Source organism: Pseudomonas bijieensis (assembly GCF_013347965.1).
Taxonomy (GTDB): Bacteria; Pseudomonadota; Gammaproteobacteria; order Pseudomonadales; family Pseudomonadaceae; genus Aquipseudomonas; species Aquipseudomonas bijieensis.
In genome coordinates, this window is sequence record NZ_CP048810.1 from 1,227,482 (window position 1) to 1,251,118 (window position 23,637).

At 63.2% G+C, this 23,637-nt stretch carries 19 protein-coding genes and 4 pseudogenes; 13 read left to right on the top strand and 10 right to left on the bottom strand.

Annotation, left to right across the window (positions count from 1 at the left end):
- Nucleotides 1–156 precede the first annotated feature (156 nt).
- The 8 genes and pseudogenes from GN234_RS05120 to GN234_RS05155 all read left to right on the top strand — a co-directional run bounded on the left by GN234_RS05120 (nt 157) and on the right by GN234_RS05155 (nt 7,840).
- Nucleotides 157–975, top strand: a complete 819-nt coding sequence (locus GN234_RS05120; protein WP_176688007.1) for an ABC transporter substrate-binding protein — start codon at nt 157–159, stop codon at nt 973–975.
- Between the two features lie 10 nt (nt 976–985).
- Nucleotides 986–2,764 carry a cis-3-hydroxy-L-proline dehydratase gene (gene lhpI / locus GN234_RS05125; RefSeq protein WP_176688008.1) on the top strand — a complete coding sequence of 593 codons (1,779 nt, stop codon included), beginning with the start codon at nt 986–988 and terminating at the stop codon, nt 2,762–2,764.
- Entirely contained in the window at nt 2,757–3,425 is a 669-nt protein-coding gene (locus GN234_RS05130) for an amino acid ABC transporter permease (RefSeq protein WP_109756181.1), read from the top strand. The genes lhpI and GN234_RS05130 overlap by 8 nt, the downstream gene beginning before the upstream one ends.
- Nucleotides 3,426–3,437: 12 nt before the next feature.
- On the top strand, nt 3,438–4,088 hold the full coding sequence (locus GN234_RS05135) for an amino acid ABC transporter permease (RefSeq protein WP_109756182.1): 651 nt from the start codon (nt 3,438–3,440) through the stop codon (nt 4,086–4,088).
- Nucleotides 4,081–4,803, top strand: coding sequence for an amino acid ABC transporter ATP-binding protein (locus tag GN234_RS05140; protein ID WP_116832230.1), 723 nt, complete (start codon nt 4,081–4,083; stop codon nt 4,801–4,803). Before GN234_RS05135 ends, GN234_RS05140 begins: the two co-directional genes overlap by 8 nt.
- Nucleotides 4,804–4,922: 119 nt before the next feature.
- On the top strand, nt 4,923–5,951 hold the full coding sequence (locus GN234_RS05145; RefSeq protein ID WP_176688009.1) for a trans-3-hydroxy-L-proline dehydratase: 1,029 nt from the start codon (nt 4,923–4,925) through the stop codon (nt 5,949–5,951).
- Nucleotides 5,952–6,099: 148 nt separating this feature from the next.
- Nucleotides 6,100–7,018, top strand: a pseudogene (locus GN234_RS05150) (dihydrodipicolinate synthase family protein).
- A 266-nt stretch (nt 7,019–7,284) separates the two neighbouring features.
- A pseudogene (locus tag GN234_RS05155) lies at nt 7,285–7,840 on the top strand (DinB family protein).
- 69 nt (nt 7,841–7,909) lie between these two features.
- On the opposite strand, the gene GN234_RS05160 reads toward GN234_RS05155, so the two are convergent.
- The 5 genes from GN234_RS05160 to GN234_RS05180 form a co-directional block, all read right to left on the bottom strand.
- Nucleotides 7,910–8,974, bottom strand: coding sequence for a 2,3-butanediol dehydrogenase (locus tag GN234_RS05160; protein ID WP_232200268.1), 1,065 nt, complete (start codon nt 8,972–8,974; stop codon nt 7,910–7,912).
- 84 nt (nt 8,975–9,058) lie between these two features.
- A complete protein-coding gene (locus tag GN234_RS05165; protein WP_109756187.1) occupies nt 9,059–10,171 on the bottom strand; it encodes an acetoin dehydrogenase dihydrolipoyllysine-residue acetyltransferase subunit in 1,113 nt (370 codons plus the stop codon).
- Complete coding sequence (locus GN234_RS05170; protein ID WP_176688010.1) at nt 10,171–11,187, bottom strand: alpha-ketoacid dehydrogenase subunit beta; 1,017 nt, start codon at nt 11,185–11,187, stop codon at nt 10,171–10,173. Before GN234_RS05170 ends, GN234_RS05165 begins: the two co-directional genes overlap by 1 nt.
- A 35-nt stretch (nt 11,188–11,222) precedes the next feature.
- Complete coding sequence (locus tag GN234_RS05175; RefSeq protein ID WP_109756189.1) at nt 11,223–12,200, bottom strand: thiamine pyrophosphate-dependent dehydrogenase E1 component subunit alpha; 978 nt, start codon at nt 12,198–12,200, stop codon at nt 11,223–11,225.
- Between the two features lie 2 nt (nt 12,201–12,202).
- Entirely contained in the window at nt 12,203–13,276 is a 1,074-nt protein-coding gene (locus GN234_RS05180; protein WP_109756190.1) for an ATP-NAD kinase family protein, read from the bottom strand.
- Between the two features lie 357 nt (nt 13,277–13,633).
- Between GN234_RS05180 and GN234_RS05185 the strand changes: the two genes are divergently transcribed.
- Complete coding sequence (locus GN234_RS05185; protein ID WP_176688011.1) at nt 13,634–15,499, top strand: sigma-54-dependent Fis family transcriptional regulator; 1,866 nt, start codon at nt 13,634–13,636, stop codon at nt 15,497–15,499.
- Between the two features lie 4 nt (nt 15,500–15,503).
- Here the strand turns inward: GN234_RS05185 and GN234_RS05190 are convergent, their stop codons facing one another.
- The 3 genes from GN234_RS05190 to GN234_RS05200 form a co-directional block, all read right to left on the bottom strand.
- A complete protein-coding gene (locus GN234_RS05190) occupies nt 15,504–15,833 on the bottom strand; it encodes a hypothetical protein (protein WP_176688012.1) in 330 nt (109 codons plus the stop codon).
- A gap of 478 nt (nt 15,834–16,311) precedes the next feature.
- Nucleotides 16,312–17,520, bottom strand: a complete 1,209-nt coding sequence (locus GN234_RS05195) for a cytochrome c biogenesis protein DipZ (RefSeq protein WP_109756192.1) — start codon at nt 17,518–17,520, stop codon at nt 16,312–16,314.
- Between the two features lie 171 nt (nt 17,521–17,691).
- Nucleotides 17,692–17,955 (bottom strand): DUF2790 domain-containing protein, encoded by a 264-nt coding sequence (locus GN234_RS05200; RefSeq protein WP_109756193.1) that lies wholly within the window; start codon nt 17,953–17,955, stop codon nt 17,692–17,694.
- A 226-nt stretch (nt 17,956–18,181) separates the two neighbouring features.
- Here GN234_RS05200 and GN234_RS05205 point away from each other — a divergent pair, with 226 nt between their 5' ends.
- From GN234_RS05205 to GN234_RS05220, 4 genes and pseudogenes are all read left to right on the top strand, one after another.
- Entirely contained in the window at nt 18,182–18,922 is a 741-nt protein-coding gene (locus tag GN234_RS05205) for a response regulator (RefSeq protein WP_003202589.1), read from the top strand.
- Between the two features lie 464 nt (nt 18,923–19,386).
- Nucleotides 19,387–20,243, top strand: a pseudogene (locus GN234_RS29985) (ATP-binding protein).
- 409 nt (nt 20,244–20,652) lie between these two features.
- Nucleotides 20,653–21,288: a ferric reductase-like transmembrane domain-containing protein gene (locus GN234_RS05215; protein WP_176688013.1), complete on the top strand. Its 636-nt coding sequence runs from the start codon at nt 20,653–20,655 to the stop codon at nt 21,286–21,288.
- 16 nt (nt 21,289–21,304) lie between these two features.
- Nucleotides 21,305–21,802 (top strand): HvfX family Cu-binding RiPP maturation protein, encoded by a 498-nt coding sequence (locus GN234_RS05220; protein ID WP_116832222.1) that lies wholly within the window; start codon nt 21,305–21,307, stop codon nt 21,800–21,802.
- A 118-nt stretch (nt 21,803–21,920) separates the two neighbouring features.
- Here GN234_RS05220 and GN234_RS05225 read toward each other — a convergent pair whose 3' ends face one another.
- Nucleotides 21,921–22,670 (bottom strand): HvfC family RiPP maturation protein, encoded by a 750-nt coding sequence (locus tag GN234_RS05225; protein ID WP_176688014.1) that lies wholly within the window; start codon nt 22,668–22,670, stop codon nt 21,921–21,923.
- Nucleotides 22,663–23,509: pseudogene (locus GN234_RS05230) on the bottom strand (HvfB family MNIO-type RiPP peptide maturase). Before GN234_RS05230 ends, GN234_RS05225 begins: the two are co-directional and overlap by 8 nt.
- Nucleotides 23,510–23,637 lie beyond the last annotated feature (128 nt).

The following is a 23,637-nucleotide window of genomic DNA, read 5'->3' on the forward strand; positions in this document are numbered from 1 at the left end:
CAACGTGGTACCGCGCGGCCTGAAAGCCTCTAGATCAGCCTTCCAGTGGCATTACCGCGACGCGACCGCAAACAGGCATGCCGATTGCTTATCTAATATCGTATACGAAATCCTCAATACGATATCTCACCGCATTTATTCGACAGCGAGGCATTTATGAAAAACCCTGCATTGGCCGTAGCCCTCAGCATTGTCCTCACCCCGCTTCTCATTGCCCCCGCCCACGCCGACAAACTCGACGACATCATCGGCTCGGGCAAGCTGCGTTGCGCCGTGACCCTGGACTTCCCACCCATGGGCTTTCGCGATGAAAGCAATAAGCCGGCGGGATTCGACGTGGACTATTGCCACGATCTGGCGAAAGTCCTCGGTGTGGACGCCGAAGTGGTGGAAACCCCGTTCTCCGACCGAATCCCCGCGCTGCTGTCTGGCCGCGCCGATGTGATCGTCGCCTCCACATCTGACACCTTGGAACGGGCCAAGACCGTCGGCCTGACCGTGCCCTACTTCGCTTTCCAAATGGTCGTGCTGACCCGCGACAACACCGGCATCAACAGCTACGCCGACCTCAAGGGCAAGAACCTGGGCAACACCAGCAGTACCTACGAAGCCATCGCCCTGGAGAAGGACCAGAAGAGCTGGGGCAGCGGCAGTTTCCGCGCCTATCAGTCGCAGAACGACACCCTGCTGGCGGTCGCCCAAGGGCACATTGACGCGACCGTGGTGACCAACACCGTGGCCGCCGCGACCATCAAGTCGGGCAAGTACAAGGGCCTGAAGATCGCCGGCGATGCGCCCTATGTCATCGACTACGTGTCCCTGGGCGCCAAGCGCAACGAGTACGGCCTGCTCAACTACCTCAACCTGTTCGTCAATCAGCAAGTGCGCACTGGGCGGTACAAGGAGTTGTTCGTCAAATGGGTCGGCACCGACATCCCGCCGGCCAACCTGACCGTTCCCCAGGTCTACTATTGAGGATCGGCGCATGCCAAGCACGCCTGTCCGTGTGAAAGGCCGCAGCCTGGTGGGGGGCGCCGCCGAGGGCGCCCTGCTGTTCGCCGAAGTCGGCCTGAGTTTCTGGGGCGGGGTCGATCCGGCCAGCGGCGAGGTCATCGATCGGCATCACCCGTTGAGCGGTGAACGCCTGGCCGGGCGCGTACTGGCGATTCCCAGCGGACGCGGCTCATGCACCGGCAGCAGCGTCTTGATGGAACTGATCAGCAACGGCCATGCACCTGCGGCCCTGGTGCTGGCCGAAGCCGATGAAATCCTGACCCTGGGCGTGCTGGTGGCCCAGGTGATTTTCCAACGCTCGTTGCCGGTATTGTGCGTGGGGCACGAGGCTTTCAACAGGTTGCGCGGCCAGGGCTTTGTCCGCCTCGAGGGCGACGTCCTGACGCTGTCTGGCCGCCGCCCCAACGACGGCTGGCAGGGTTCGGACGTCTGCCGGCAGCCGCCCACTCCCTCGACCCTGGACCTGACCGAACAGGACCAAGCGTTGCTCGACGGCACTCACGGCAAGGCGGCCCAAGTGGCGATGCAGATTGTGTTGCGCATGGCCGAGATCCAGGGCGCCACGCAACTGCTAAACGTGACCCAGGCCCACATCGACGGCTGCATCTACACCGGCCCGGCGAGCCTGCGCTTTGCCGAACAACTGGTGCGGTGGGGCGCGAAAGTCCGCGTGCCCACCACCCTCAATTCCATCTCCGTGGACCAGCGTCGCTGGCGCGAACTGGGTGTCGATCCGGCCCTGGGCGAGCCGGCCAGTGCCCTGGGCGATGCCTACATGGCGATGGGCGCGCAACTGAGTTTCACCTGCGCGCCCTACCTGCTGGACACCGCGCCCAAGGCCGGCGAACAAATCGTCTGGGCCGAATCCAACGCGGTGGTCTATGCCAACAGCGTGCTGGGAGCGCGCACGCAGAAGTACCCGGACTTCCTCGACATCTGCATTGCCCTGTGCGGACGGGCGCCGTTGACTGGCTGTCATCTCGACGACCGGCGCAAGGCCGGGCTGATCATCGACGTACCGGCGCTGGGCAACGTCGATGACAGTTTCTATCCGCTGCTGGGTTATCACATCGGCGCTTTGGCGGGCCGGCGCATCCCGCTGATACGCGGCCTGGAACATGCCGCCCCGAGCCTGGACGACCTCAAGGCCTTCGGCGCCGCATTCGCCACCACCAGCGCCGCGCCGTTGTTCCACATCGCCGGGGTGACGCCGGAAGCCCTCGACCCTGCCAATGTCATGGAGAACGACGCCACCTTGCCGCAGGAAAGCGTCAATGTCGCTGGCCTGCTCGCCAGTTGGCGCGAGCTCAACAGCGCCCGGGACAACTGGGTGGACGTGGTGTCCCTGGGCAATCCGCATTTCTCCCTCAGCGAATTCGCCACCCTCGCGACATTATGCTCGGGCCGGGTCAAGCATCCGTATGTAGTGCTGGCAATCACCTGCGGGCGAACGGTATTGGAACAGGCGCGCAAGGCCGGATACCTGGTGGCCATCGAGGCCTTCGGCGCGGTGCTGGTGACCGACACCTGCTGGTGCATGTTGGGCGAACCGGTGATCCCGCCCCAAGCCACCACGCTGATGACCAACTCCGGCAAATACGCTCACTACGCACCCGGCCTGGTCGGTCGCGGCGTGCACTTTGCCGCGCTTGCCGAATGCGTCGAGGCCGCCTGCACCGCCGCAACCTCCGGCCAGCCGCCGATGTGGCTGCAACCCACTGCCCGCAGGGGGAGCCCGACCCATGTTTGATGACTACAGCTTCCAATGGCGTCCGGCCTTGCGCGCCCTGCCCGACATGCTCGCCGGAGCCTGGGTGACCTTCGAGACCGCTGCGCTGTCGATGATCTTCGGCGTGCTGATCGCCCTGGTGCTGACGGTGATGCGCCAGGCCCCGAATCGCTTGCTGCGAGGCGTGGGCAATGGCTGGGTGTCCATCGCCCGCAACACGCCCTCGCTGTTCCAGATCTACATCCTCTACTTCGGCCTCGGCTCCCTCGGGCTGCACGTCAGTTCCTGGCTGGCCCTGCTGGCCGGGATCACCTTCAACAACGCCGGTTACCTGGCGGAAAACTTCCGTGGCGGCCTCAAGGCCGTGCCGAGTACGCAAATGCGCGCCGCCCGCTCCCTGGGGATGAGCGCTTTCCAGGCCTACCGGATGATCATCGTCCCGCAACTGTTGCGCATCGTCTTCTATCCGTTGACCAACCAGATGGTCTGGGCGGTGCTGATGACGTCCCTGGGCGTAGTCGTCGGCCTGAACAACGACCTCACTGGCGTCACCCAGGAATACAACGTCAAGACCTTCCGCACCTTCGAATACTTTGCCCTCGCGGCGGTGCTGTATTACCTGATCGCCAAGCTGATCGTCGGACTGGCCCGGCTGTTGTCCTGGCGGCTGTTTCGTTACTGAGGAGGGTTGGTCATGTTCTCTACAAGCCTCACCGTTAACGACCTATTGTTCTTGCTGGACGGGGCCTGGGTCACGTTGCAACTGACCGCCTGGTCGATCCTGCTGGGCACCCTGGCCGGATTACTGTTCGGCCTGTTGCGGGCCCTGTTGCCGCGAGCCAGCCTGCCGTTGGCCTGGGTGTTGGACGCGTTTCGCAGCGTGCCGCTGCTGATCCAGTTCGTGCTGTTCAACTCCCTCAAGAGCATCGCCGGCCTGAACCTCAGCGCCTTCGCGGTGGGCTGCATCGTCCTCGGGGTCTACGCCGCCGCGTACTTCACCGAAATCGTCCGCGGTGGGGTGCTGGCGGTGCCGTTGAGCACCCGCCGGGCCAGTCGGTCACTGGGTCTGAGCTATGTGCAGGACCTGCGTTTCATCGTCCTGCCGATTGCCACGCGGGTGGCCTTTCCCGGCTGGCTGAACCTGGTACTGGGCGTGATGAAAGACACCGCGCTGGTGATGTGGATCGGCATCGTCGAATTGCTGCGTGCTTCGCAAACCATCGTCACGCGCATTCAGGAACCCCTGCTGGTGCTGTGCATCGCGGGCCTCATTTACTACGTCATGAGCCTGGTGGTCGCCCGCCTCGGCGCACGTCTGGAAAGAAGGTGGCAGGAAAATGATTGAGATCGAAAACGTGCACAAGTCCTTCGGTGACCTGGAAGTGGTCAAGGGTGTGAGCCTGACGGTGGACAAAGGTGAAGTGGTGTCGATTATCGGCGGTTCCGGCTCGGGCAAGTCGACCCTGCTGATGTGCATCAACGGCCTGGAGCCGATCCAGAAAGGCAGCATCCGCGTGGACGGCATCGAGGTCCATGACCACGCCACCGACCTCAATCGCCTGCGGCAGAAGATCGGCATCGTGTTCCAGCAATGGAACGCCTTCCCCCACCTGACCGTGCTGGAAAACGTGATGCTGGCGCCGCGCAAGGTGCTGGGCAAGAGCCGACAGGACGCCGAGGCGCTGGCGGTGAAGCAGCTTGAGCATGTGGGCCTGGGGGACAAGCTCAAGGCCTTCCCCGGCAAGCTTTCCGGCGGCCAGCAACAACGCATGGCCATCGCCCGGGCCCTGGCGATGTCGCCGGACTACATGCTGTTCGACGAAGCCACCTCGGCCCTGGATCCGCAGCTGGTGGGCGAAGTGCTGGACACCATGCGCATGCTCGCCGAAGACGGCATGACCATGGTGCTGGTGACCCACGAGATCCGCTTCGCCCGGGACGTGTCCGACCGCGTGGCGTTCTTCTGCAACGGCCGGGTCCATGAGATCGGGCCGCCGGACCAGGTGATTGGCAATCCGATGCAGCCGGAGACGGCGGCTTTCCTTAAATCGGTGAAATAGCGAATGGCCTCATCGCGAGCAGGCTCGCTCCCACACTGTTTTTGTGTACGCCACAGAACCCTGTGGGAGCAAGGCTTGCCCGCGATGAGGCCCGAACAGACAACACAAGGATTTGACTCATGCGCTCATCGAAAATCATCCATGTAGTGAGCTGCCACGCCGAAGGCGAAGTCGGTGATGTGATCGTCGGCGGCGTTGCCCCACCGCCCGGCGCCACGGTATGGGAGCAGTCACGCTGGATCGCCCGGGACCAGACCCTGCGCAACTTCGTCCTCAACGAGCCCCGGGGCGGCGTGTTCCACCACGTCAACCTGCTGGTGCCGGCCAAGGACCCACGGGCGCAAATGGCCTGGATCATCATGGAGCCGGCCGATACCCCGCCAATGTCCGGTTCCAACTCGTTGTGCGTCGCCACCGTGTTGCTGGACAGCGGCATCCTGCCCATGACCGAACCCCAGACCCGCTTGGTGCTGGAAGCGCCGGGCGGCCTGATCGAAGCGGTGGCCGACTGCCGCGACGGCAAGGTGCAGCGGGTCGAGATCAAGAACGTGCCCTCCTTCGCCGATCGCCTCGATGCCTGGATCGAAGTCGAGGGCCTGGGCTCGTTGCAGGTGGACACAGCCTATGGCGGCGACAGTTTTGTGATTGTCGACGCCCAGCGCCTGGGCTTCACCATCCGCCCGGACGAGGCCGCCGAGCTGGTGGCCGTGGGCTTGAAAATCACCCGGGCCGCCAATGAACAACTGGGCTTTGTCCATCCGTTGAACCCCGACTGGTCGCACATCTCGTTCTGCCAGATCGCCGCGCCCATCGTCCAGGAAAACGGCATCGCCACTGGCGCCAATGCCGTGGTGATCCAGCCGGGCAAGATCGACCGCTCCCCCACCGGCACCGGCTGCTCGGCGCGCATGGCGGTACTGCACGCCAAAGGTTTGATGCAAGTCGGCGAACGCTTTATCGGCCGCTCGATCATCGGCTCCGAATTCCACTGCCGCATCGATTCGCTGACCGACGTGGCCGGACGCCCGGCGATTTATCCGTGCATCGCCGGGCGCGCGTGGATCACCGGCACCCATCAGCTGTTGCTCGACCCGGCCGATCCGTGGCCGCAGGGCTATCGGCTTTCGGATACCTGGCCGGGCGCGTGATTTCCATATTTGCACACCTGCTGTGGGAGCAAGGCTTGCCCGCGATGAAGATAACGCGGTCTTCGGTGGAACCGAGGCGCCCGTTTCGCGAGCAAGCTTTGCTCCCACAAATCCCCTCGCCACAAACCTCTAACAACCGGAGACAACCATGAGCAAACGCATCAACTGGAGCGGCGTCTTCCCTGCCGTCACCACCCAATTCAACGATGATTTTTCCATCAACCTGGAAAAAACCCACCAAGTGATTTCCAACGTCATTCGTGATGGCGTTTCCGGCCTGGTGGTCTGCGGGTCGGTGGGGGAAAACACTTCCCTGAGCGCCGAGGAAAAGATCGCCGTGACCGAAGTCGCGGTGGACGCCTCCCGTGGCCGCGTACCGGTGATTTGCGGCGTGGCCGAGTTCACCAGCGTGCAGGCGGCCAAGGTCGCCAACGCGGTGCGCAAGGTGGGGGTCGACGGAGTAATGCTGATGCCGGCGCTGGTCTACGGCTCCAAGCCGTTCGAGACCGCCGAGCATTTCCGCTACGTCGCTCGGCATGCCGACGTGCCGTTGATGGTCTACAACAACCCGCCGATCTATAAGAACGACGTGACCCCGGACATCCTGATCTCCCTGGCCGATTGCGACAACGTCGTGTGTTTCAAGGACTCCTCCGGCGACACCCGGCGCTTCATCGACGTACGCAATGAAGTCGGCGACCGTTTTGTGTTGTTTGCAGGTCTCGACGACGTGGTCCTGGAAAGCCTTGCCGTGGGCGCCGAAGGTTGGGTCTCGGGCATGTCCAACGTATTTCCGAAAGAAGGCGAGACCATTTTCCGCCTGGCCCGCGCCGGGCGCTTTGCCGAAGCGATGCCGATCTACGAATGGCTGATGCCGATCCTGCACCTGGACGCCCGCGCCGACCTGGTGCAATGCATCAAGCTGTGCGAAGCCATCGCCGGCCGCGGCAGCGCCCCTCACCCGCCCGCCGCGCCTGGCCCTGCCGGAAGCGGACCGGCTGTTTGTGGAGCAGATCATGGCCAAGGCTTTGGCGAATCGGCCGATGTTGCCGGATGTGGGGCTTTAGGACTTCCCCCTGAAGCAAGGGCACCCTGTGTGGGAGCGGGCTTGCTCGCGAAAGCGGTCTGTCTGATATGACTATGCTGCATGTGCCGCCGTCTTCGCGAGCAAGCCCGCTCCCACAGGATTGGTGGTGAATACCGAATCGTGAACACACGCAATAAAACTGTGGGAGCGAGCCTGCTCGCGATAGCGGTCTGTCTGAATCGACTATGCTGGATGTGCCGCCATCATCGCGAGCACGCTCGCTCCCACAGGGATTCAAGGTGTCCCATGAACTATTTCCTGGCCCAGGCCCTGAACAATCAGTGGGCCAATCACCGACTGCTCACTGCCTGCGCGCAGTTGAGCGAAGCCGAATACGCGGCGCCGCGCACGGGGGTTCTTCCCATCCATACAAGGCACGCTCTGCCATATTCTGGAAGTGGACCGCTATTACCTGACCGCTCTGGAAGGTGACCGGGACGGCCAGATCAAGGACTTTTCCGAAACCTTGGCGTTTGCCCAACTGAAGGAAAGCCAAACCCGAGCCGACCGGCAACTGCTGGCATTGTGCGAAAGCCTGCGAGAAAGAGACCTCGCCCGCTGCGTTGAGCTGGTACGCGTGGACGGCGTGGTGCGTGAGCGGATCGACCGGCTGTTGCTGCACCTGTTCGAACACCAGATCCACCACCGTGGCCAAGTCCACGGGATGCTCAGTGGCACCGGCATCAAGCCGCCGCAGCTCGATGAGTTTTTCCTCGATTGCGACCGCCCGTTCCGGCAACAGGAAGAACGACAACTGCGGCTCAACGAAGGGCATGTCTGGCGGGACTATCTACCTGACTGAATCGATACTCCGTGTGAAAAAATGCGATGGCCGCTGCCGACCATCGCCAAATCGCCCACCCGGGCGCTCTCAGATCCGTGCGGGAGACACGATGATTTTCACGTTGTGCTCCTTGTTGTTGACCAGTTCCTCAAAGCCCTGGCCGACAATCTGCTCCAGCTGGATGCGGCCGGTCACCAGTGGCGAGATGTCCAGGCGCCCATCGGCGATGAAAGCGATCACATCGGCAAACTCGCCGTTGTAGGCCAACGCGCCGAGCACCTGCTTCTCAGTGGACACCAGCTCGAAGAAATTGAATTCGCTGGGCTCCTCGAAGATCCCCACCAATACACATTTGCCGGCCTTGCGGATCAGGTCGATGGCCAGTTTCGCGGTGTGCTTGTTGCCGATGCATTCGAAACTGACATCGGCCCCCAGGCCGCCGGTCAGACGACGAACTTCGGCCAGGGCGTCGCACTCCTTCGGATCGATCACATGGCTGGCCCCGACCTCCAGGGCCTTGGCTTTGCGCGCGCCGGACATTTCCAGGGCGATCACCTGGGCCGCGCCGGCGGCCTTGGCGCACATGATGGTGCACAGGCCGATCGTACCGGCACCAACCACGACCACGTTCTGGCCCAACAGGCTGCCGGCCTTCTTCACCGCGTGCATCCCCACCGCCAACGGCTCGATCAACGCACCGGCCTCGGCCGGAAAATCAGCAGGCAACTTGTAGAGCAAATTGGCCGGTACGTTGACCAGTTCGGCAAATGCACCGTTGTTCATCAGCCCGGTGAAGGCCAGGTTCTCGCAGATGTTGTACAGCCCGTGGGTGCAGTAATAGCAGGTGCCGCAGTGCTGGCACGCATCAGCCGCCACCGGCTCACCGACACTGAAGCCTTCGACGCCGGCCCCCAGTTCGACGATCTCGCCGCAGAACTCATGACCGAGGATGCACTGGCCCTTGATCCCGGTCAGCGGGTGCGGCGCGTCCACCGGAATGAACACCGGCCCGGCCACGTATTCATGCAGGTCGGAGCCGCAGATACCGCACCATTGCACACGGATCTGCACCCAACCGGCGGGCGGCGAAACCGGCAGTGGCACGTCTTCGACGCGGATGTCGTTGCGGCCATGCCAGACGGCGGCGCGCATGCTGCGGGTAGGCTTGATTGAAACGTTCATGACGTTGCCTCCAGAAGTTTGTCGGGGCGACGAACCACCTCGCCGCCCGCTTGATCAGCGCTGTTCGATGAACCCGAGGATCAGCCGGTTGACCTGCTCGGCTGCTTCCATTTGCACCATGTGGCCCTGGCCGGAAAGCACTTCGACCTGGGCACTCAACCCTTCGCTGTGGGCCACCGGGATGATTGCGTCGTCGCTGCCCCAGATCACCAGCGTCGGTACGTGGCCGGCCTGCACGACCTCGCGCAGGTCCACCTGCTGGTGACCGTCCTTGAAGAGCGTCGCTGACAGTTGCCGCAGCGCAGCGTCCACCCCCTCCAGGCGCTTGTACTTGAGCATGTCGTCGAGCATCTGGCGGTTGACCAGTTCGGCATTGGAGAACAGTTGCACCAGTGCCGGCTTGAGGGCGTTGCGGTTGGCGGCTTCGACGAAACCTTCCAGGTAGCTGCCATTGATCTGCGCGCCCAGCCCGGCGCTGCCGATCAAGGTCAGCGAGCGGACTCGCTGGGGCATCAGGCGCGCGGCGTTCAGCGACACCGCCCCACCCATGGAATGCCCCACCAGATGCACAGCGTTGATGTCGAGGTGATCGAGCAGGCCCAGCACCACGCCGCTCAGCTCGTCCAGATCACCCCGTTGCAGGGTTTTCGAGGACTCGCCATGGCCCGGCAGGTCCAGGGCAATGACCCGACGCCCGGCTGCCAGTGCTTCATGGTTGAATAACCAACCGTTCAGGTCGCCACCGAAACCATGTACCAGCAACAGCGGCGTGCCGCCCTCGCCACGCTCGAAATAACGGATGACCCGCCCGTCCAACTCGACTTTCTGCGGTTTCGGTCCGCTGTCTTCATCGGCCGCGTCACCGGGGACAAAAGTTGATTGGAACTGCTCGATAACCGCATCGATCTCGGCGTCACTGGCTTCGCCCTCAACGACAATCCCGAGCAAGGCGCCGACCGCCAGGGTTTCGTCCTGCCGGGCAATCTGCCGGCGCAGGATTCCGGAAAACGGCGCTTCGACACTGCTGGAAATCTTGTCGGTTTCCACGTCCATCACTTCATCACCCTTGGTGATGGCCTGGCCCTCCTCCTTGAGCCAGGTATCGACCCGGCCCTCGGTCATCGACAGGCCCCACTTGGGCATGGTCAGGGTATGAATCTGGCTCATCAGCGCTTGCTCCACTCGATCACGTTGAGCACGGCTTGCTCGATCTTCGCCGCGTCGGGGATATACAGGTCTTCCAGCGAATCGGAGAACGGCACCGGGGTATGCGGTGCGGTGACCATCTCAATCGGGGCCTTGAGCGCGCCAAAGGCTTTTTGCGCCACCAGGGCCGAAACATCGGTGGCCATGGAACAGCGTGGGTTGGCCTCGTCGATCACGACCAGGCGCCCGGTCTTCTCGACGCTTTCGAGGATGCTGTCCTCGTCCATCGGGCTGGTGGTGCGCAAGTCGATGACTTCACAGTCGATGCCACGCCCAGCCAGGCTGCGCGCGGCGTCCATGGCGGTGTTGACCATGCGCCCGTACGACACCAGGGTCACGTCCTTGCCGTCGCGCAGGAAATTGGCCTCGCCGAAGGGAATGGTGTAGAGCTCTTCCGGCACCTCGCCCTGCATGCCGTAGAGCAACTTGTGCTCGCAGAAGATCACCGGGTCGTTGTCGCGGATCGCCTGGATCAGCAAGCCCTTGGCATCGTAAGGCGATGACGGGCACACCACTTTCAGCCCCGGAATGTGCGTCCACAAGGACGTGAGCATCTGCGAGTGCTGGGCGGCGGCGCGCAGGCCGGCACCGACCATGGTGCGGATCACCAGGGGCGTGGAGGCCTTGCCGCCGAACATGTAGCGAAACTTCGCCGCCTGGTTGAGGATCTGGTCCAGGCAGCACCCGGCGAAGTCGACGAACATCAGTTCGCACACCGGACGCACGCCGCAGGTGGCGGCTCCCACAGCCGCGCCGACGTAACCGATTTCCGACAGCGGCGTGTCGAGCACGCGGCCGGGGAACTGGTCGTAAAGGCCCTTGGTGACACCAAGCACACCGCCCCAGGCGTCGTTTTCACCAGGCGCGCCGGCACCGCCAGCCACGTCCTCGCCCATGATGAAGACGCTGGAGTCGCGGCGCATTTCCTGGGCCAGGGCCTCGTTGATTGCCTGCTGATAGCTGATTTTTCTCGCCATGATGGGATTCTCTATTCTTGTTTTATAAAGGGCGTTCAGGGATAGGAGACGTAGACGTCAGTGAGCAGGTCCGCCGCGGTGGGCTTGGGATCGGACTTGGCCTTGTACACGGCGTTTTCGATCAGTTGCTCCACTTCCTTATCGATCTGGTCCAACTGCTCGGCCGACAGCAGCCCGGCCCGGGTGGTGCGCTCACGGAACTGCATCAGGCAGTCCTGGTTCTCGCGGAAATGCTTGACCTCATCGGGGGCCCGGTAAGTCTGGGCGTCGCCCTCGAAGTGGCCGTAGTAGCGCGTCAGCTTGACCTCGATCAGCGACGGCCCTTCCCCGGCACGAGCGCGTTCGACAGCAGCCCCGGCGGCTTCGTGGACGGCGAAGAAGTCAAAGCCATCCACCGTCACCCCAGGCATGCCGAACCCGGCGGCGCGGTCGGCGATGTGATCGCAGGCCACCGACCAATTGGAGGCGGTGGCTTCGGCGTAGCCGTTGTTCTCGGCGATGAACAGGCACGGCAGGTTCCACACCGAGGCCATGTTCATGGCTTCGAACACCGCGCCCTCGTTGGAGCCGCCGTCACCGAAGAACACCACAGCGACGCTGTCGGTGCCCTTGAGCCGGGCCGCCAGGGCAGCGCCGACCACCAGAGGCGCGCCGGCACCGACGATGCCGTTGGCACCGAGCATGCCTTTCTCGAAATCGGCGATGTGCATCGAGCCGCCCTTGCCTTGGCAGACGCCGGTTTTCTTGCCGTAGATCTCGGCCATCATCCCGTAGACATCCACGCCCTTGGCGATGCAATGGCCGTGGCCACGGTGGTTGGACGCGATGCAATCGTCATCGCCCAGGTGGGCCATGACGCCGGCGGCCGACGCTTCTTCGCCGGCATACAAGTGGACGAAACCGGGAATCTCGCCGGTGGCGAACTCCACGTGCAAGCGCTCTTCGAAAGCGCGGATGGTGCGCATCACCTGGTAGGCGTGCAGCAATTGATCGTGGGTGAGCGGTGTCGACATTTTTATTCTCCCGAGGTGTCTTCTTGAAGATTCAGAGGGTGTTGCGGGTGTTCACGGCCAATGGCCAACAAACGCTGTTGCGCGGCGTAGGCCAGTACCGCATTGACATCGATGCTCAGCGGGCCGCCGGCATCGAGGGTGACCGTGGGCCGGTCATGGACGTTGAATTCGATTTCCCGCTCGCCATCCAGGGCCAGTGTGCCGCTGGAGAGCGACAGGCCGTGGGCGACGCCGGGTTCCAAGGGGCCGGCGGCGAGCACGCCACAGCCTTGCAACAGGCCGGGAGCCAGTGGCACCAACAGCGCTTCGGGCGATTGCGGGTCCAGGCGCATCCAGGCACCACCCGGTGCCTGGCGTGACACCGGGAACCACAACCCGCACAGCGCCGACAGGCCGATGGATTGCGGTTCGGCGAAGGTCACGAACACTTCGGCCAGGTCCTGTGCCCGGCTGATGGCCCGGGCGCCGACAAAGCGCAGCGGCGACACGGCCACGTCCACCAAGGCGACTTCGCGCAAGCCACGGCCGGCATCGCAGACCAGCAGGCGCTTGTTACGTCGCAGACCGATCTGCGTCGGTATCCGTCCGCTGGCGTACAACCCGCCGGCCAGTCCGGCACTGGTGGCCTCGCGCAATTCAGGAAAGGCGTTATTGGTGCCGGTGGACAGAGTCAGCAACGGGATGTCTCCCACTTCGGCGGCCACCGCCTTGTGAGTGCCATCGCCGCCGAGCACGGCGATCAGCGCCACCTCGCGTTCGGCCATCAGCCGCGCGGCCCGACGAGTGTCTTCGACGGTCTGGCGCAGGGTCAGGTCGAGGAACTCCAGGGCCGGCCAATGGCTGCTGCGGGCCTGACGACTGTGACTGTTCTTCAGTACGGCGGCGGCCATGCCGATCATGTCGGTGGGCATCAGCACCTGCTCGATGCCGGTGGCGCCGAACGCGGCCAGCAGGCGCTGGATCACCGAGACCTTGTCGGTACTGGAAAACAGCCCGGCGTTGGCGGTCAGGCGCCGCACGTCACGGCCCGATGCGGGGTTGGCGATGATGCCCACGGTCAGTGGCCGGCGACTCATGGCGCCACCGTGGCGGGGATAGGCGAACGGTCTGGGCAGCCAGACCCTGGGCAAGAAAACATAGGCACCTCGTTGTTATTATTGGATGCCCCGTCGAGCGGGTTGCAGAGGTAGAGCAAGGGCAGTGCCAGTAACGAAAAAAGTCTTCGAAAAGCCCTGACCAGAGCGGTCCCATCGGTTTGTTCAATGCAGCGGAGCGAGCTCTGGTGAGACGCTCCATGTCAGGTTGCACGAGGCTTCGGCGAGACCCTGAGACGTGGCGTCTCACACGGGCCGAACAACCGGTCGAGCTTGTCTGTACCCGGCGAACGGCGCTTAATGTGCGCACAACGATAAGAAGCTGAATCGGAGGCCCCTATGCTTTCCGCTCACTCCCGGGCGCACGTGGATTGCGTCAGTCGCGTGGTGAAAAACGCGAACCAATTGCCACAGCTGCCCGTCCCGGACCTGATCCTCGATTCCTGGCGCCGGTCCCTGGAGCAACATCACCTGGACCCCGGTTCGTTGCAGGGCCCGCGCATCCTCTCCCAGGACGTGCTCAAGCAATGCCGCGAACGCTCCGAGCTGTTCCTCAATATCGCCAGCGAAGAAGTCGCCCGCCTGCATGGCCGAGTGCGCGATGCCGACTACTGCGTGCTACTGACCGATGCCCAGGGCCAGACCATCGACTATCGAGTGGAAACCACGATCCGCAACGACTGCCGCAAGGCCGGCTTGTACCTGGGCACCTGTTGGTCGGAGGGCGAAGAAGGCACCTGTGGCGTGGCGGCGGTGCTCACGGCCAAGGCCCCGGTGACGGTGCACAAGCGCGACCATTTCCGCGCGGCGTTCATTGGCCTGACCTGCTCCGCCGCGCCGGTGTTCGACCCCCAGGGTGAATTGCTCGGGGTATTGGACGTCTCGGCGGTGCGCTCGCCGGACGATCGACGCTCGCAGCACCTGATACGGCAAATGGTGGTACAGAGCGCCCGAGAGATCGAACAGGCGTTTTTCATGAGCAGCGCCCAGGGCTACTGGGTGCTGCGGGCCCATCGCAACCCCGGCTACGTCGACAGCCAGCCGGACTTCCTGTTCGCTTGGGACGACGACGGCTGCCTGCAAGCCCTGAACCCCGCCGCCCGCCAGTACCTGCTGCAACATTACGGGCAGTTGCCGCAACACATCGGCCAGGTGTTCGACCAGCAACTGCTGCACCGTGCCCGGGACGAAAGCCTCTGCCCGCTCGACCACGCCATGCATGGCCGCTTGAGCGCGCCACGCCATCGGGCCAGTACGCGTCCGCGGGTTGCGCTGAACCCGTCCGAGATCGACCCGCGCCTGGCCGACAGCCTGCGTCTGGCGGTGCGGGTCAAGGATCGCAACCTGCCGGTGCTGATCCAGGGCGAAACCGGTTCCGGCAAGGAAGTCTTCGCCCGCCAGTTGCACCAGGCCAGCCAGCGTCGTGATCGTCCATTCGTGGCGTTGAACTGCGCCGCCATTCCCGAAAGCCTGATCGAGAGCGAATTGTTCGGCTACGTCGCCGGCGCTTTCACCGGCGCCTCGGCCAAAGGCATGCAGGGCCTGTTGCAACAGGCCGATGGCGGTACCTTGTTCCTGGATGAAATCGGTGACATGCCGCTGGCCTTGCAGACCCGCCTGCTGCGGGTACTGGCCGAGGGTGAAGTGGCGCCGCTGGGGGCATCGCGCCGCAAGGCCGTGGACATCCAGGTGATCTGCGCCACCCACCGCGACCTGGAAACACTGGTGGCCGCCGGCGAGTTTCGCGAGGACCTGTATTTCCGCCTGGGTGGCGCACGCTTCCAACTGCCACCGTTGCGCGAACGCAGCGATCGGTTGGCGCTGATCAATCGGATTCTTGTCGAGGAGTCAGCGCTGTGCGGAGAAACGGTGCAATTGAGCGGCGCAGCCCTGGAATGTCTGCTCGGTTACCACTGGCCGGGCAATGTCCGCCAGTTGCGCCATGTGCTGCGCTATGCCTGCGCGGTGTGCGAAGCCAGCGTGATCCAACTCAGCCACCTGCCCGAGTCAATGCACGGGACAGACTCCACCGATCACGGGCCGGAGCCAAGTGCCAGCCCGGAACGCCAGGCGTTGCTCGATGCGTTGGTGCGTCATCGCTGGAAACCCACCGCCGCCGCCCGGGCCCTGGGCATTTCCCGGGCGACCCTGTATCGACGGGTGCACCAGCATGGCATCGAAATGCCTGGCCGCAGCCCGGCTTGAGGGCCTACCGGCGCGCCAGCTCATGGCGGACGCATTGCTCGTAGTAGGTCTGCTTGACCGCCGCGGGTTTGAGACGCGACGCGCTGTTGTAGGTCTGTTCGATAATGCCCAGGGCGGTCATGCGCATCCAGGGCCGGGGAAACTTGCGCACTTGCAGCTTCTTCCGCGCGCCGTACAGGCTGACGCCAGACAGCTTCGACGCCTGCGCGCCCGCCGCAATGTCCGAACCCCAGCGGCACACCGATTGCTGGTTCTGCGTCAGCGCCCTGGCCTGGGCCTCAAGCGAGACGGCGGCCAGGAGAAACGTCGTTACGACCCACATAGAAATACGCATAGGTTTGTCGCCCAACTTTCTGAAAGGAAAGAAGTTTGACCGTATACAAATGAGCAAGGGGCCAGCATTTGAACAGGCCCCCTGTCTGCCTGGCACGCCGCGTTGGCGTTGCGTTCCTGAGGCCGCTTCGCAGCCCAGCGGGAACAAGCTCCCTCGCCACGGGTATTGGCTTGCCTTCATCCACTGCAATGGCTGCCCAGGCGATAGCCATCCTACAAACAGGTAGAGGTTATTAGATTAACTTATTGAAAATAAACAAATTTAACTTGAACTCCAACTACCTACCCTAGTGACGCGAAAATCTAGAAAATGGTAGAGATCAAATTACTAACCAATTGAAATAAAACAACTTTAATGAAAAATACCTATCCTGTGGCGAGGGAGCTTGCTCCCGCTGGGCTGCGAAGCAGCCCCCAAGAAAGCACTGACAACTCGATATGTCAGATAAGCAGCGGACAACCTCCCTCGCCACGGTTCATCAGCCCGCCTTCGCTTCCTGCAGCAGTTGCTGGATCACCTGCTCCTGCTCGTCATAACGTCCCTCGCCAAAGTGGCTGTAGCGCACCTGCCCCTTGGCATCGATGAAGTAATGGGCTGGCCAATACTGGTTGTTGAAGGCACGCCAGATCGCATACTGATTGTCGATCGCCACCGGGTAGTGGATGTCCAGCTTGCGCACCTGCTCGCGCACGTTGTCGATGATCTTCTCGTAGCCGTATTCCGGGGTATGGACGCCGATCACCACCAGCCCGTCCTTTTCATACTTCTTCGCCCAACCGTTCACATAGGGCAAGGTGTGTTGGCAGTTGATGCAGTCATAGGTCCAGAAATCCACCAGCACCACCTTGCCCCGCAGTGACTCGCTGCTCAGCGGCGGCGAGTTCAACCACTGCACCGCACCGTCCAACGCGGGCATGGTGCCCTGGGATTCGAGGGTCGGCATGGAACTCGCCCCGGCCTTGCTCACCACATAGTCGATGGCCTTGGGCACGTTTTCCAGCAAGCTTTTTTCCAAGGTGGTCGACTGTTGAGATGAAGTCGCCGCCAACAACCGGTCATCCGTCCCGGTGCCAATCGCCACGGCCGCCAGCAACACCACCACTCCCGTTCCCCGGCGCAGCCAGGTGGTGATCGGCAGCGAGAGTTTCAGGCGACCGACCAGTCCCCGCCCTGCCAGGATCAACGTCCCCAGGGACAAGGCACTGCCCAGGCCGTAGGCGAGCAACAGCAGGCTGGTTTGTGTGCTGGCGCCTTGCAACATGGCGCCGGTCAGGATCACTCCGAGTATCGGTCCGGCGCACGGAGCCCAGAGCAGCCCGGTGGCCACCCCGATCAGCACTGACGCCACGGGTCCGGCCATGCGCCCGGCACCGGCGTCCAGGCGATTGCCCAAGCTGACCAGCGGCCGCGCCAGCCAGGTTCCGACCCGGCTGAAGATCAGCGACAAGGCGAACACCACCATCACCGCCAAGGCGACTTGCCGGCCGACGCTGCTGGCGCGCACCACCCACTCGCTGCTGACCACCGCCAGGCTGGAGACCAGGGCAAACGTCAGCACCATGCCGCCGAGGGTCAGCAGCACCGAGCCGCGAGAGCGATCGGCCCGGGCGAACAGAAACGGCACCACCGGAAGAATACAGGGGCTGAGGATCGTCAGGATCCCGCCGAGAAAAGCGATCAGAAGCATGGCAATACCTCACTATAAAAGGCCGACGCAAACCCTGTGGCGAGGGAGCTTGCTCCCGCTGGGCTGCGAAGCGGCCCCGAAAGTGACTGACAACACGGTGTGTCAGACCCATACAGGGGGCCGCTTCGCGCCCCAGCGGGAGCAAGCTCCCTCCCTCGCCACAAAAACAGGTCAGTTCTGGTTGCTGCAGTTATCGGAAAGCTTGCGATAGTTCAGCGCTTGCTTGTGGCCCGTGGAGTCCAGATAGGTCATGTGGGCGTTGACCACACCGCAGGTCGGCTGGGCGTCTTCGCTAAGGGAGAGCACTTTCTGGATGTCCAGGTGGGTGCCGTAGGTGTAGGTTTGCGCCGGCACGTTGCTTTCGGCCCGAGCCGACAGCGTGCAAATATTCAGTGCAGCGAAGAGGCAGGCGGCGTAGATGGCTTTGGTGTTCATGGCGATTCCTCGATTCAATGGGTGTTTATCTGCCGAGGCCTGTTGTGTCGCCTCGATGGGTGCCATTGAATGCCGCGCAGGTATCGCGCCTGTATCGAGCCAGGGGGCCTTTTGCATCGCTGTGTATCCACCGCGCGACAGATACACTGCAATACAAACCGTCGCGAGCCGGGCCGGCCGGCGTCTGTAGACTGATCACAACGAAACGCCGAGGGGGCTGAACACCATGGATCATGTCGATCACGTGTTGATAGTGGATGACGATCGCGAGATCAGAGAGCTGGTTGGCAATTACCTGAAAAAGAACGGCCTGCGCACCACCGTGGTTGCCGATGGCCGGCAGATGCGCGCCTTCCTGGAAACCACCCCGGTGGACCTGATCGTGCTGGACATCATGATGCCCGGCGATGATGGCCTGGTGCTGTGTCGGGAACTGCGTGCCGGCAAGCACAAGGCCACGCCGGTGCTGATGCTCACCGCCCGCAACGACGAGACCGACCGCATCATCGGCCTGGAGATGGGCGCCGACGATTACCTGGTCAAGCCCTTCGCCGCCCGCGAGCTGCTGGCGCGCATCAATGCCGTGCTGCGCCGCACCCGCATGCTGCCGCCCAACCTGGTGGTCACCGAAAGCGGTCGCTTGCTGGCGTTCGGGCGCTGGCGCCTGGACACCACCGCCCGTCACCTGCTGGACACCGACGGCACCATGGTGGCCTTGAGTGGTGCCGAGTATCGTTTATTGCGGGTATTTCTCGACCATCCGCAACGGGTGCTCAACCGCGACCAATTGCTTAACCTGACCCAGGGCCGGGACGCCGACCTGTTCGATCGTTCCATCGACCTGCTGGTCAGCCGCCTGCGCCAGCGTCTGTTGGACGATGCCCGGGAGCCGGCCTACATCAAGACCGTGCGCAGCGAAGGCTACGTGTTCTCGCTGCCGGTGGAGATCCTCGAGGCATCGGTATGAGCCTGTCGCTGCGCTGGCCGCGGACGCTCGCCTCCAGGCTGTCGCTGATCTTCCTGATCGGCCTGATCCTGGCCCAGGGCCTGTCCTTCGGCGTCCAGTACTACGAGCGCTACCAGAGCGCCAGGTCGACCATGCTCGGCAACCTGGAAACCGACGTCTCGACCTCCGTCGCCATTCTCGACCGCCTGCCTGCCGCCGAGCGCCCGGCCTGGCTGCCAAAACTCGCCCGGCGCAACTACGGCTACCTGCTCGGTGAAGGCCAGCCCGGCCAACCGATGGACCTGGCCGACGCGCCGATCTCGGTCAGTTCGATCCAGGAAGCCATCGGCCAGGCCTATGGCCTGACCTTCCAACAGATCCCCGGGCCGCAAATGCACTATCAGGCGCATTTGCGCCTGAGGGACGGCAGCCCGCTGACCATCGACGTACGCCCGGCGATGACACCCCTCTCTCCCTGGCTGCCGATGGTGTTGCTGGGGCAGTTGGCGCTGCTGATCGGCTGCACCTGGCTGGCCGTGCGCATCGCCGTCGGTCCCCTGACCCGGCTGGCCCAGGCGGTGGAAACCCTCGACCCGAACGCCCATAGCGTGCGCCTGGACGAAAAAGGCCCGACCGAAGTGGTGCACGCGGCCAAGGCGTTCAATGCCATGCAGGACCGCATCGCAGCCTACCTCAAGGAGCGCATGCAGTTGCTGGCAGCGATTTCCCATGACTTGCAGACGCCCATCACGCGCATGAAATTGCGCGCCGAATTCATGGACGAAGGGATCGAACGGGACAAATTGTGGAGCGACTTGAGCGAAATGGAACATCTGGTGCGTGAAGGCGTGGCCTATGCCCGTAGCATTCACGGCGCCACCGAGGCCAGTTGCCGGATCAGCCTGGATGCATTTCTCGACAGCCTGGTGTTCGACTACCAGGACACCGGCAAGGACGTGCAACTGTCCGGGAAAAACGCTGCCGTGATCGACACCCGCCCCCATGCCTTGCGCCGGGTGCTGGTCAACCTGGTGGACAACGCCTTGAAATTCGGCGGCGCAGCGCAGATCCAGGTGCAACAGACCGACAACGGGCAACTGGCGATCCAGGTGCTGGACCATGGCCCCGGCATCAGCGAGCAGGAGCTGGCCGAGGTGCTCAAGCCGTTCTACCGGGTGGAGAGAGCTCGCGCAACCGGGAAACCGGCGGCACCGGCCTGGGCTTGGCCATCGCCCAGCAATTGGCGATCGCCATGGGCGGCTCACTGACCCTGAGCAACCGCGACGGCGGCGGCCTGTGCGCCGAGTTGCGCCTGAACCGCGACGGTCTCTCCCAGGCGTAGGTCCAAGTGTGGGAGCGGGCTTGCTCGCGAAAGCGGTGTGTCTGGCAGTATCAATGTTGAATATGCAGCCGTCTTCGCGAGCAAGCCCGCTCCCACAATGTTCCGAGGCGCTACAAATATTGATGCCTTACCCATTCCCCCTGTGGGAGCGAGCCTGCTCGCGATAACGGTGTGTCAGCCAATACCTGTTCGACTGACCTGACGCCATCGCGAGCAGGCTCGCTCCCACAGGGGTTGGGTATTTAATTGGATGCGGGTTTGTATGCCAGTGTGTCTGCGGCTAATCGGCATACACAAACTTGCACAGTCCTGCATTGCGGACACACCCCACTTACACCGGCTTGAAAGACTCCCCTCGTATCCCCGGCGACTATCACGACCGGGCCTCGACATCCAAGGAGCCTTTTACATGTCTACCGCAACTGCATCCCCCTTTCGTTACCAAGGTTGGTCGCTGTTCAGCCTGCTCGCCGCCCTGGTGCTGCTGATGACCGGGTTGATCCTGGTCCTCAATCCGGACCTGGCCGAAGGCGTACGCAGTGCCATTCGCGCCACGGCTCGCTCGTCCTTCGCCTTGTTCCTGCTGGCCTTCACCGCCTCGGCCTTCGCGGTACTGGTTCCCGCGCCCCTGAGCCGGTCGCTGGTGCGTGAACGACGCTTCATCGGGCTGGCCTTTGCCTTCTCCCATCTAGTCCATGCCGTGCTGATCTACAGCTACGGCCAGCTCAATCCCGAGTTCTGGCCCGGCCGCACCATCCTCGGCAACGTGCCCGGCACCGTGGGCTACGTGTTCATCCTGTTGCTGGCCCTGACCTCATTCAAAACCACCACGCGCCTGATCGGTTTCAAGGCCTGGAAACGCCTGCATGTCACCGGTATGTGGGTGCTGGCGGCGATCTTTGCCTATTCCAATTTCAAACGCATCCCCATGAGCGCCTGGTATGTGATGCCCTTCGGCCTGATCTGCGCCGCCACCGCCATCCGCCTGGTGGGCAAGCTGGCCCAGGCCAACAAGCGCCTCCACACCCCGCAACGTGCGGCCTGAGCCCTGGGAGATCATCATGTCTGCAAGAATCTTGAAAACCCTGCCCATCCAGCTCGATCACGCCGGAGCATGGCTCGCGCCGTTGGGCCTGCGCTTGTTCCTGGCCTGGGAGTTCTTCGAGTCCGGCCTGGAGAAATGGAACGGCACGAACTGGTTCGCCGAAATCCAGTCCGCCTTCCCTTTCCCCTTCAACCATGTACCGGCCCATTGGAACTGGGAACTGTCGATGTGGGCCGAACTGGTCTGTGCCATCGCCCTGTTGATCGGCCTGGGCACGCGCCTGTCGGCGCTGGTGTTGATCATCGTCACCGTGGTGGCGACTGCTGCCGTGCATTGGCCGGCGGACTGGTCGAGCTTGAGCGAACTGGCCCAGGGCTATGCGATTACCAATAAAGGCCATGGCAACTTCAAGCTGCCGTTGATTTACCTGGTGGCGTTGTTGCCGTTGGTGTTGCAGGGGGCCGGGAAGTTGAGTGTGGATGCTGTGCTCATGACTGGGCTGCGCCGCAGATAAGACATCATGCCCATCGCTGTGGGAGCGAGCCTGCTCGCGATAGCGGAGTTCCAGTCAATGCAACATTGCTGATCCACCGCCATCGCGAGCAGGCTCGCTCCCACAAGGATTTCGATTATTACGGTTTTGCCCCGACAACCCCTTCTTCCTGCATCCGCCGCAACAGCGCCACGGCGTTGTCCATGAAATCGAATCCACTCACCCCCGCCTCCTGCGCCAACGCCCGCAACTGCTCTCGCCCCGCCAACCCGGGATACTCCTCGATGCGCTGCAGAAGCCGCCAGGCCAACAGGCTGAGTTCGGAAAAGCGCACCTCAAACCCAGGCGTGCGCCGCACCAGCAACAGCGTCGGCTCGGCCGGTGGCGTCGAGGGCTGGTAGTTCGGCGCCAGGCGATGCACAGGCCACTGGTACGCCAGCGGCCAGGCCAGGGGCGAGACACGCAGCGGTGAGTCGAGCAAGGAGGCCTCGTCATGGCTCGACAGCGGCTCGGCCTCGGCTTGCAACAGCACCATCTCGACCCACTCATAGTGCGCCAGCTCCGCCACGAACAACGGCCAGTCCGGCGACGGGTGGGCCGCGAGGTAGCCCACGAACTCTTCGGCGATTTCACCGAACCTGGGCGTGACGCAGCGGTGCTCGCGCAAGAAACGCCGCACGCAGGCACGCCACTTTTCCTGCCCCAGCACGCTCACCAGTACCGGGAAAGTGCCACTGAGCAACGAGCGCATGTTTTCGAAGATCAGGTCGCGGTACACCTGCGCCTGCGCCACATCCATGCCGGCCGGAGCCGGGCACTGTTCAGGATCGCGCAGGTAACGGGTCAACGCCTGTTGCTGTTGGTGTAGCGTCTGCCGGACTTCAGTCATGGGTCACCGCTTGCCGGGTGACGGCCTGGTGTTGCAACTGGCGAATCGTCTGCAACTCAGCCACCAGCGCGGCATAGGGCGGGAAGTTGAAATCCCGTTCAAGCAAGGTCGGCTGCGCGCCGAAACGGGCATAGGCCTGCTCCAGCAGTGCCCAGACCACCGGTTTGACCGGCGCGCCATGGCTGTCGATCTTCAATGTGTCGGACTCGTCGTAGTGCCCGGCCACATGCATCGCCACCACGCGCCCCGGTTCAAGGCCCTGCAGGAACGCCCGGGGATCGAAACCGTGATTGATCGAGTTGACATAGACGTTGTTGACGTCCAGCAACAGGTCGCAATCGGCTTCGCGCAACACCGCCCGGGTGAATTCCAGCTCGCTCATGTCGTGTTGGGGGGCGGCGTAATAGGAGACGTTTTCCACCGCCAGGCGCCGCTCCAGTACATCCTGGGCCTGACGGATCCGCGCCGCCACGTGATGCACCGCTTCCTCGGTAAAAGGCAGCGGCAGCAGGTCGTACAAATGCCCTTCATCGCCGCAGTAGCTCAAGTGCTCGCTGTACAACGGCACGTTGAAACGTTCGAGGAAAGCACGCACCTGGCCGAGAAACGCCAGGTCCAGCGGTGCCGGTCCACCCAGGGACAATGACAGGCCATGGCACGTCAACGGATAACGTTCGGCCAGCGAATGCAAGGCGGCGCCATGGGCGCCGCCGATTCCGATCCAGTTTTCCGGGGCCACTTCGAGAAAGTCGAAATCCCCCGGCCGGCGCCTGGCGCAGTTCAGCGAGCAAGGCCCGGCGCAGGCCAAGGCCTGCAGAGGGTTGAGGTAAATTCAACATGACACATCTCCTGGGAAACGAGATGTGGAGAGCCTCATGGAGCGATCCCCCACCACTCGATGGAAACCGAACACCCGTGGCGAGGGAGCTTGCTCCCGCTGGGTCGCGCGGCGGCCCCGGTTTTTTGG

Coding starts and splice junctions, on each gene's coding strand:
- GN234_RS05180 (WP_109756190.1), bottom strand. CDS start 13,276: ATGAGTCGCCGGCCACTGACCGTGGGCATCATCGCCAACCCCGCATCG.
- GN234_RS05145 (WP_176688009.1), top strand. CDS start 4,923: ATGCGCTCATCGAAAATCATCCATGTAGTGAGCTGCCACGCCGAAGGC.
- GN234_RS05195 (WP_109756192.1), bottom strand. CDS start 17,520: ATGCTTCTGATCGCTTTTCTCGGCGGGATCCTGACGATCCTCAGCCCC.
- GN234_RS05185 (WP_176688011.1), top strand. CDS start 13,634: ATGCTTTCCGCTCACTCCCGGGCGCACGTGGATTGCGTCAGTCGCGTG.
- GN234_RS05190 (WP_176688012.1), bottom strand. CDS start 15,833: ATGCGTATTTCTATGTGGGTCGTAACGACGTTTCTCCTGGCCGCCGTC.
- GN234_RS05205 (WP_003202589.1), top strand. CDS start 18,182: ATGGATCATGTCGATCACGTGTTGATAGTGGATGACGATCGCGAGATC.
- GN234_RS05140 (WP_116832230.1), top strand. CDS start 4,081: ATGATTGAGATCGAAAACGTGCACAAGTCCTTCGGTGACCTGGAAGTG.
- GN234_RS05200 (WP_109756193.1), bottom strand. CDS start 17,955: ATGAACACCAAAGCCATCTACGCCGCCTGCCTCTTCGCTGCACTGAAT.
- GN234_RS05225 (WP_176688014.1), bottom strand. CDS start 22,670: ATGACTGAAGTCCGGCAGACGCTACACCAACAGCAACAGGCGTTGACC.
- GN234_RS05220 (WP_116832222.1), top strand. CDS start 21,305: ATGTCTGCAAGAATCTTGAAAACCCTGCCCATCCAGCTCGATCACGCC.
- GN234_RS05120 (WP_176688007.1), top strand. CDS start 157: ATGAAAAACCCTGCATTGGCCGTAGCCCTCAGCATTGTCCTCACCCCG.
- GN234_RS05135 (WP_109756182.1), top strand. CDS start 3,438: ATGTTCTCTACAAGCCTCACCGTTAACGACCTATTGTTCTTGCTGGAC.
- GN234_RS05175 (WP_109756189.1), bottom strand. CDS start 12,200: ATGTCGACACCGCTCACCCACGATCAATTGCTGCACGCCTACCAGGTG.
- GN234_RS05215 (WP_176688013.1), top strand. CDS start 20,653: ATGTCTACCGCAACTGCATCCCCCTTTCGTTACCAAGGTTGGTCGCTG.
- GN234_RS05170 (WP_176688010.1), bottom strand. CDS start 11,187: ATGGCGAGAAAAATCAGCTATCAGCAGGCAATCAACGAGGCCCTGGCC.
- GN234_RS05160 (WP_232200268.1), bottom strand. CDS start 8,974: ATGCGCGCCGCCGTCTGGCATGGCCGCAACGACATCCGCGTCGAAGAC.
- GN234_RS05165 (WP_109756187.1), bottom strand. CDS start 10,171: ATGAGCCAGATTCATACCCTGACCATGCCCAAGTGGGGCCTGTCGATG.
- lhpI (WP_176688008.1), top strand. CDS start 986: ATGCCAAGCACGCCTGTCCGTGTGAAAGGCCGCAGCCTGGTGGGGGGC.
- GN234_RS05130 (WP_109756181.1), top strand. CDS start 2,757: ATGTTTGATGACTACAGCTTCCAATGGCGTCCGGCCTTGCGCGCCCTG.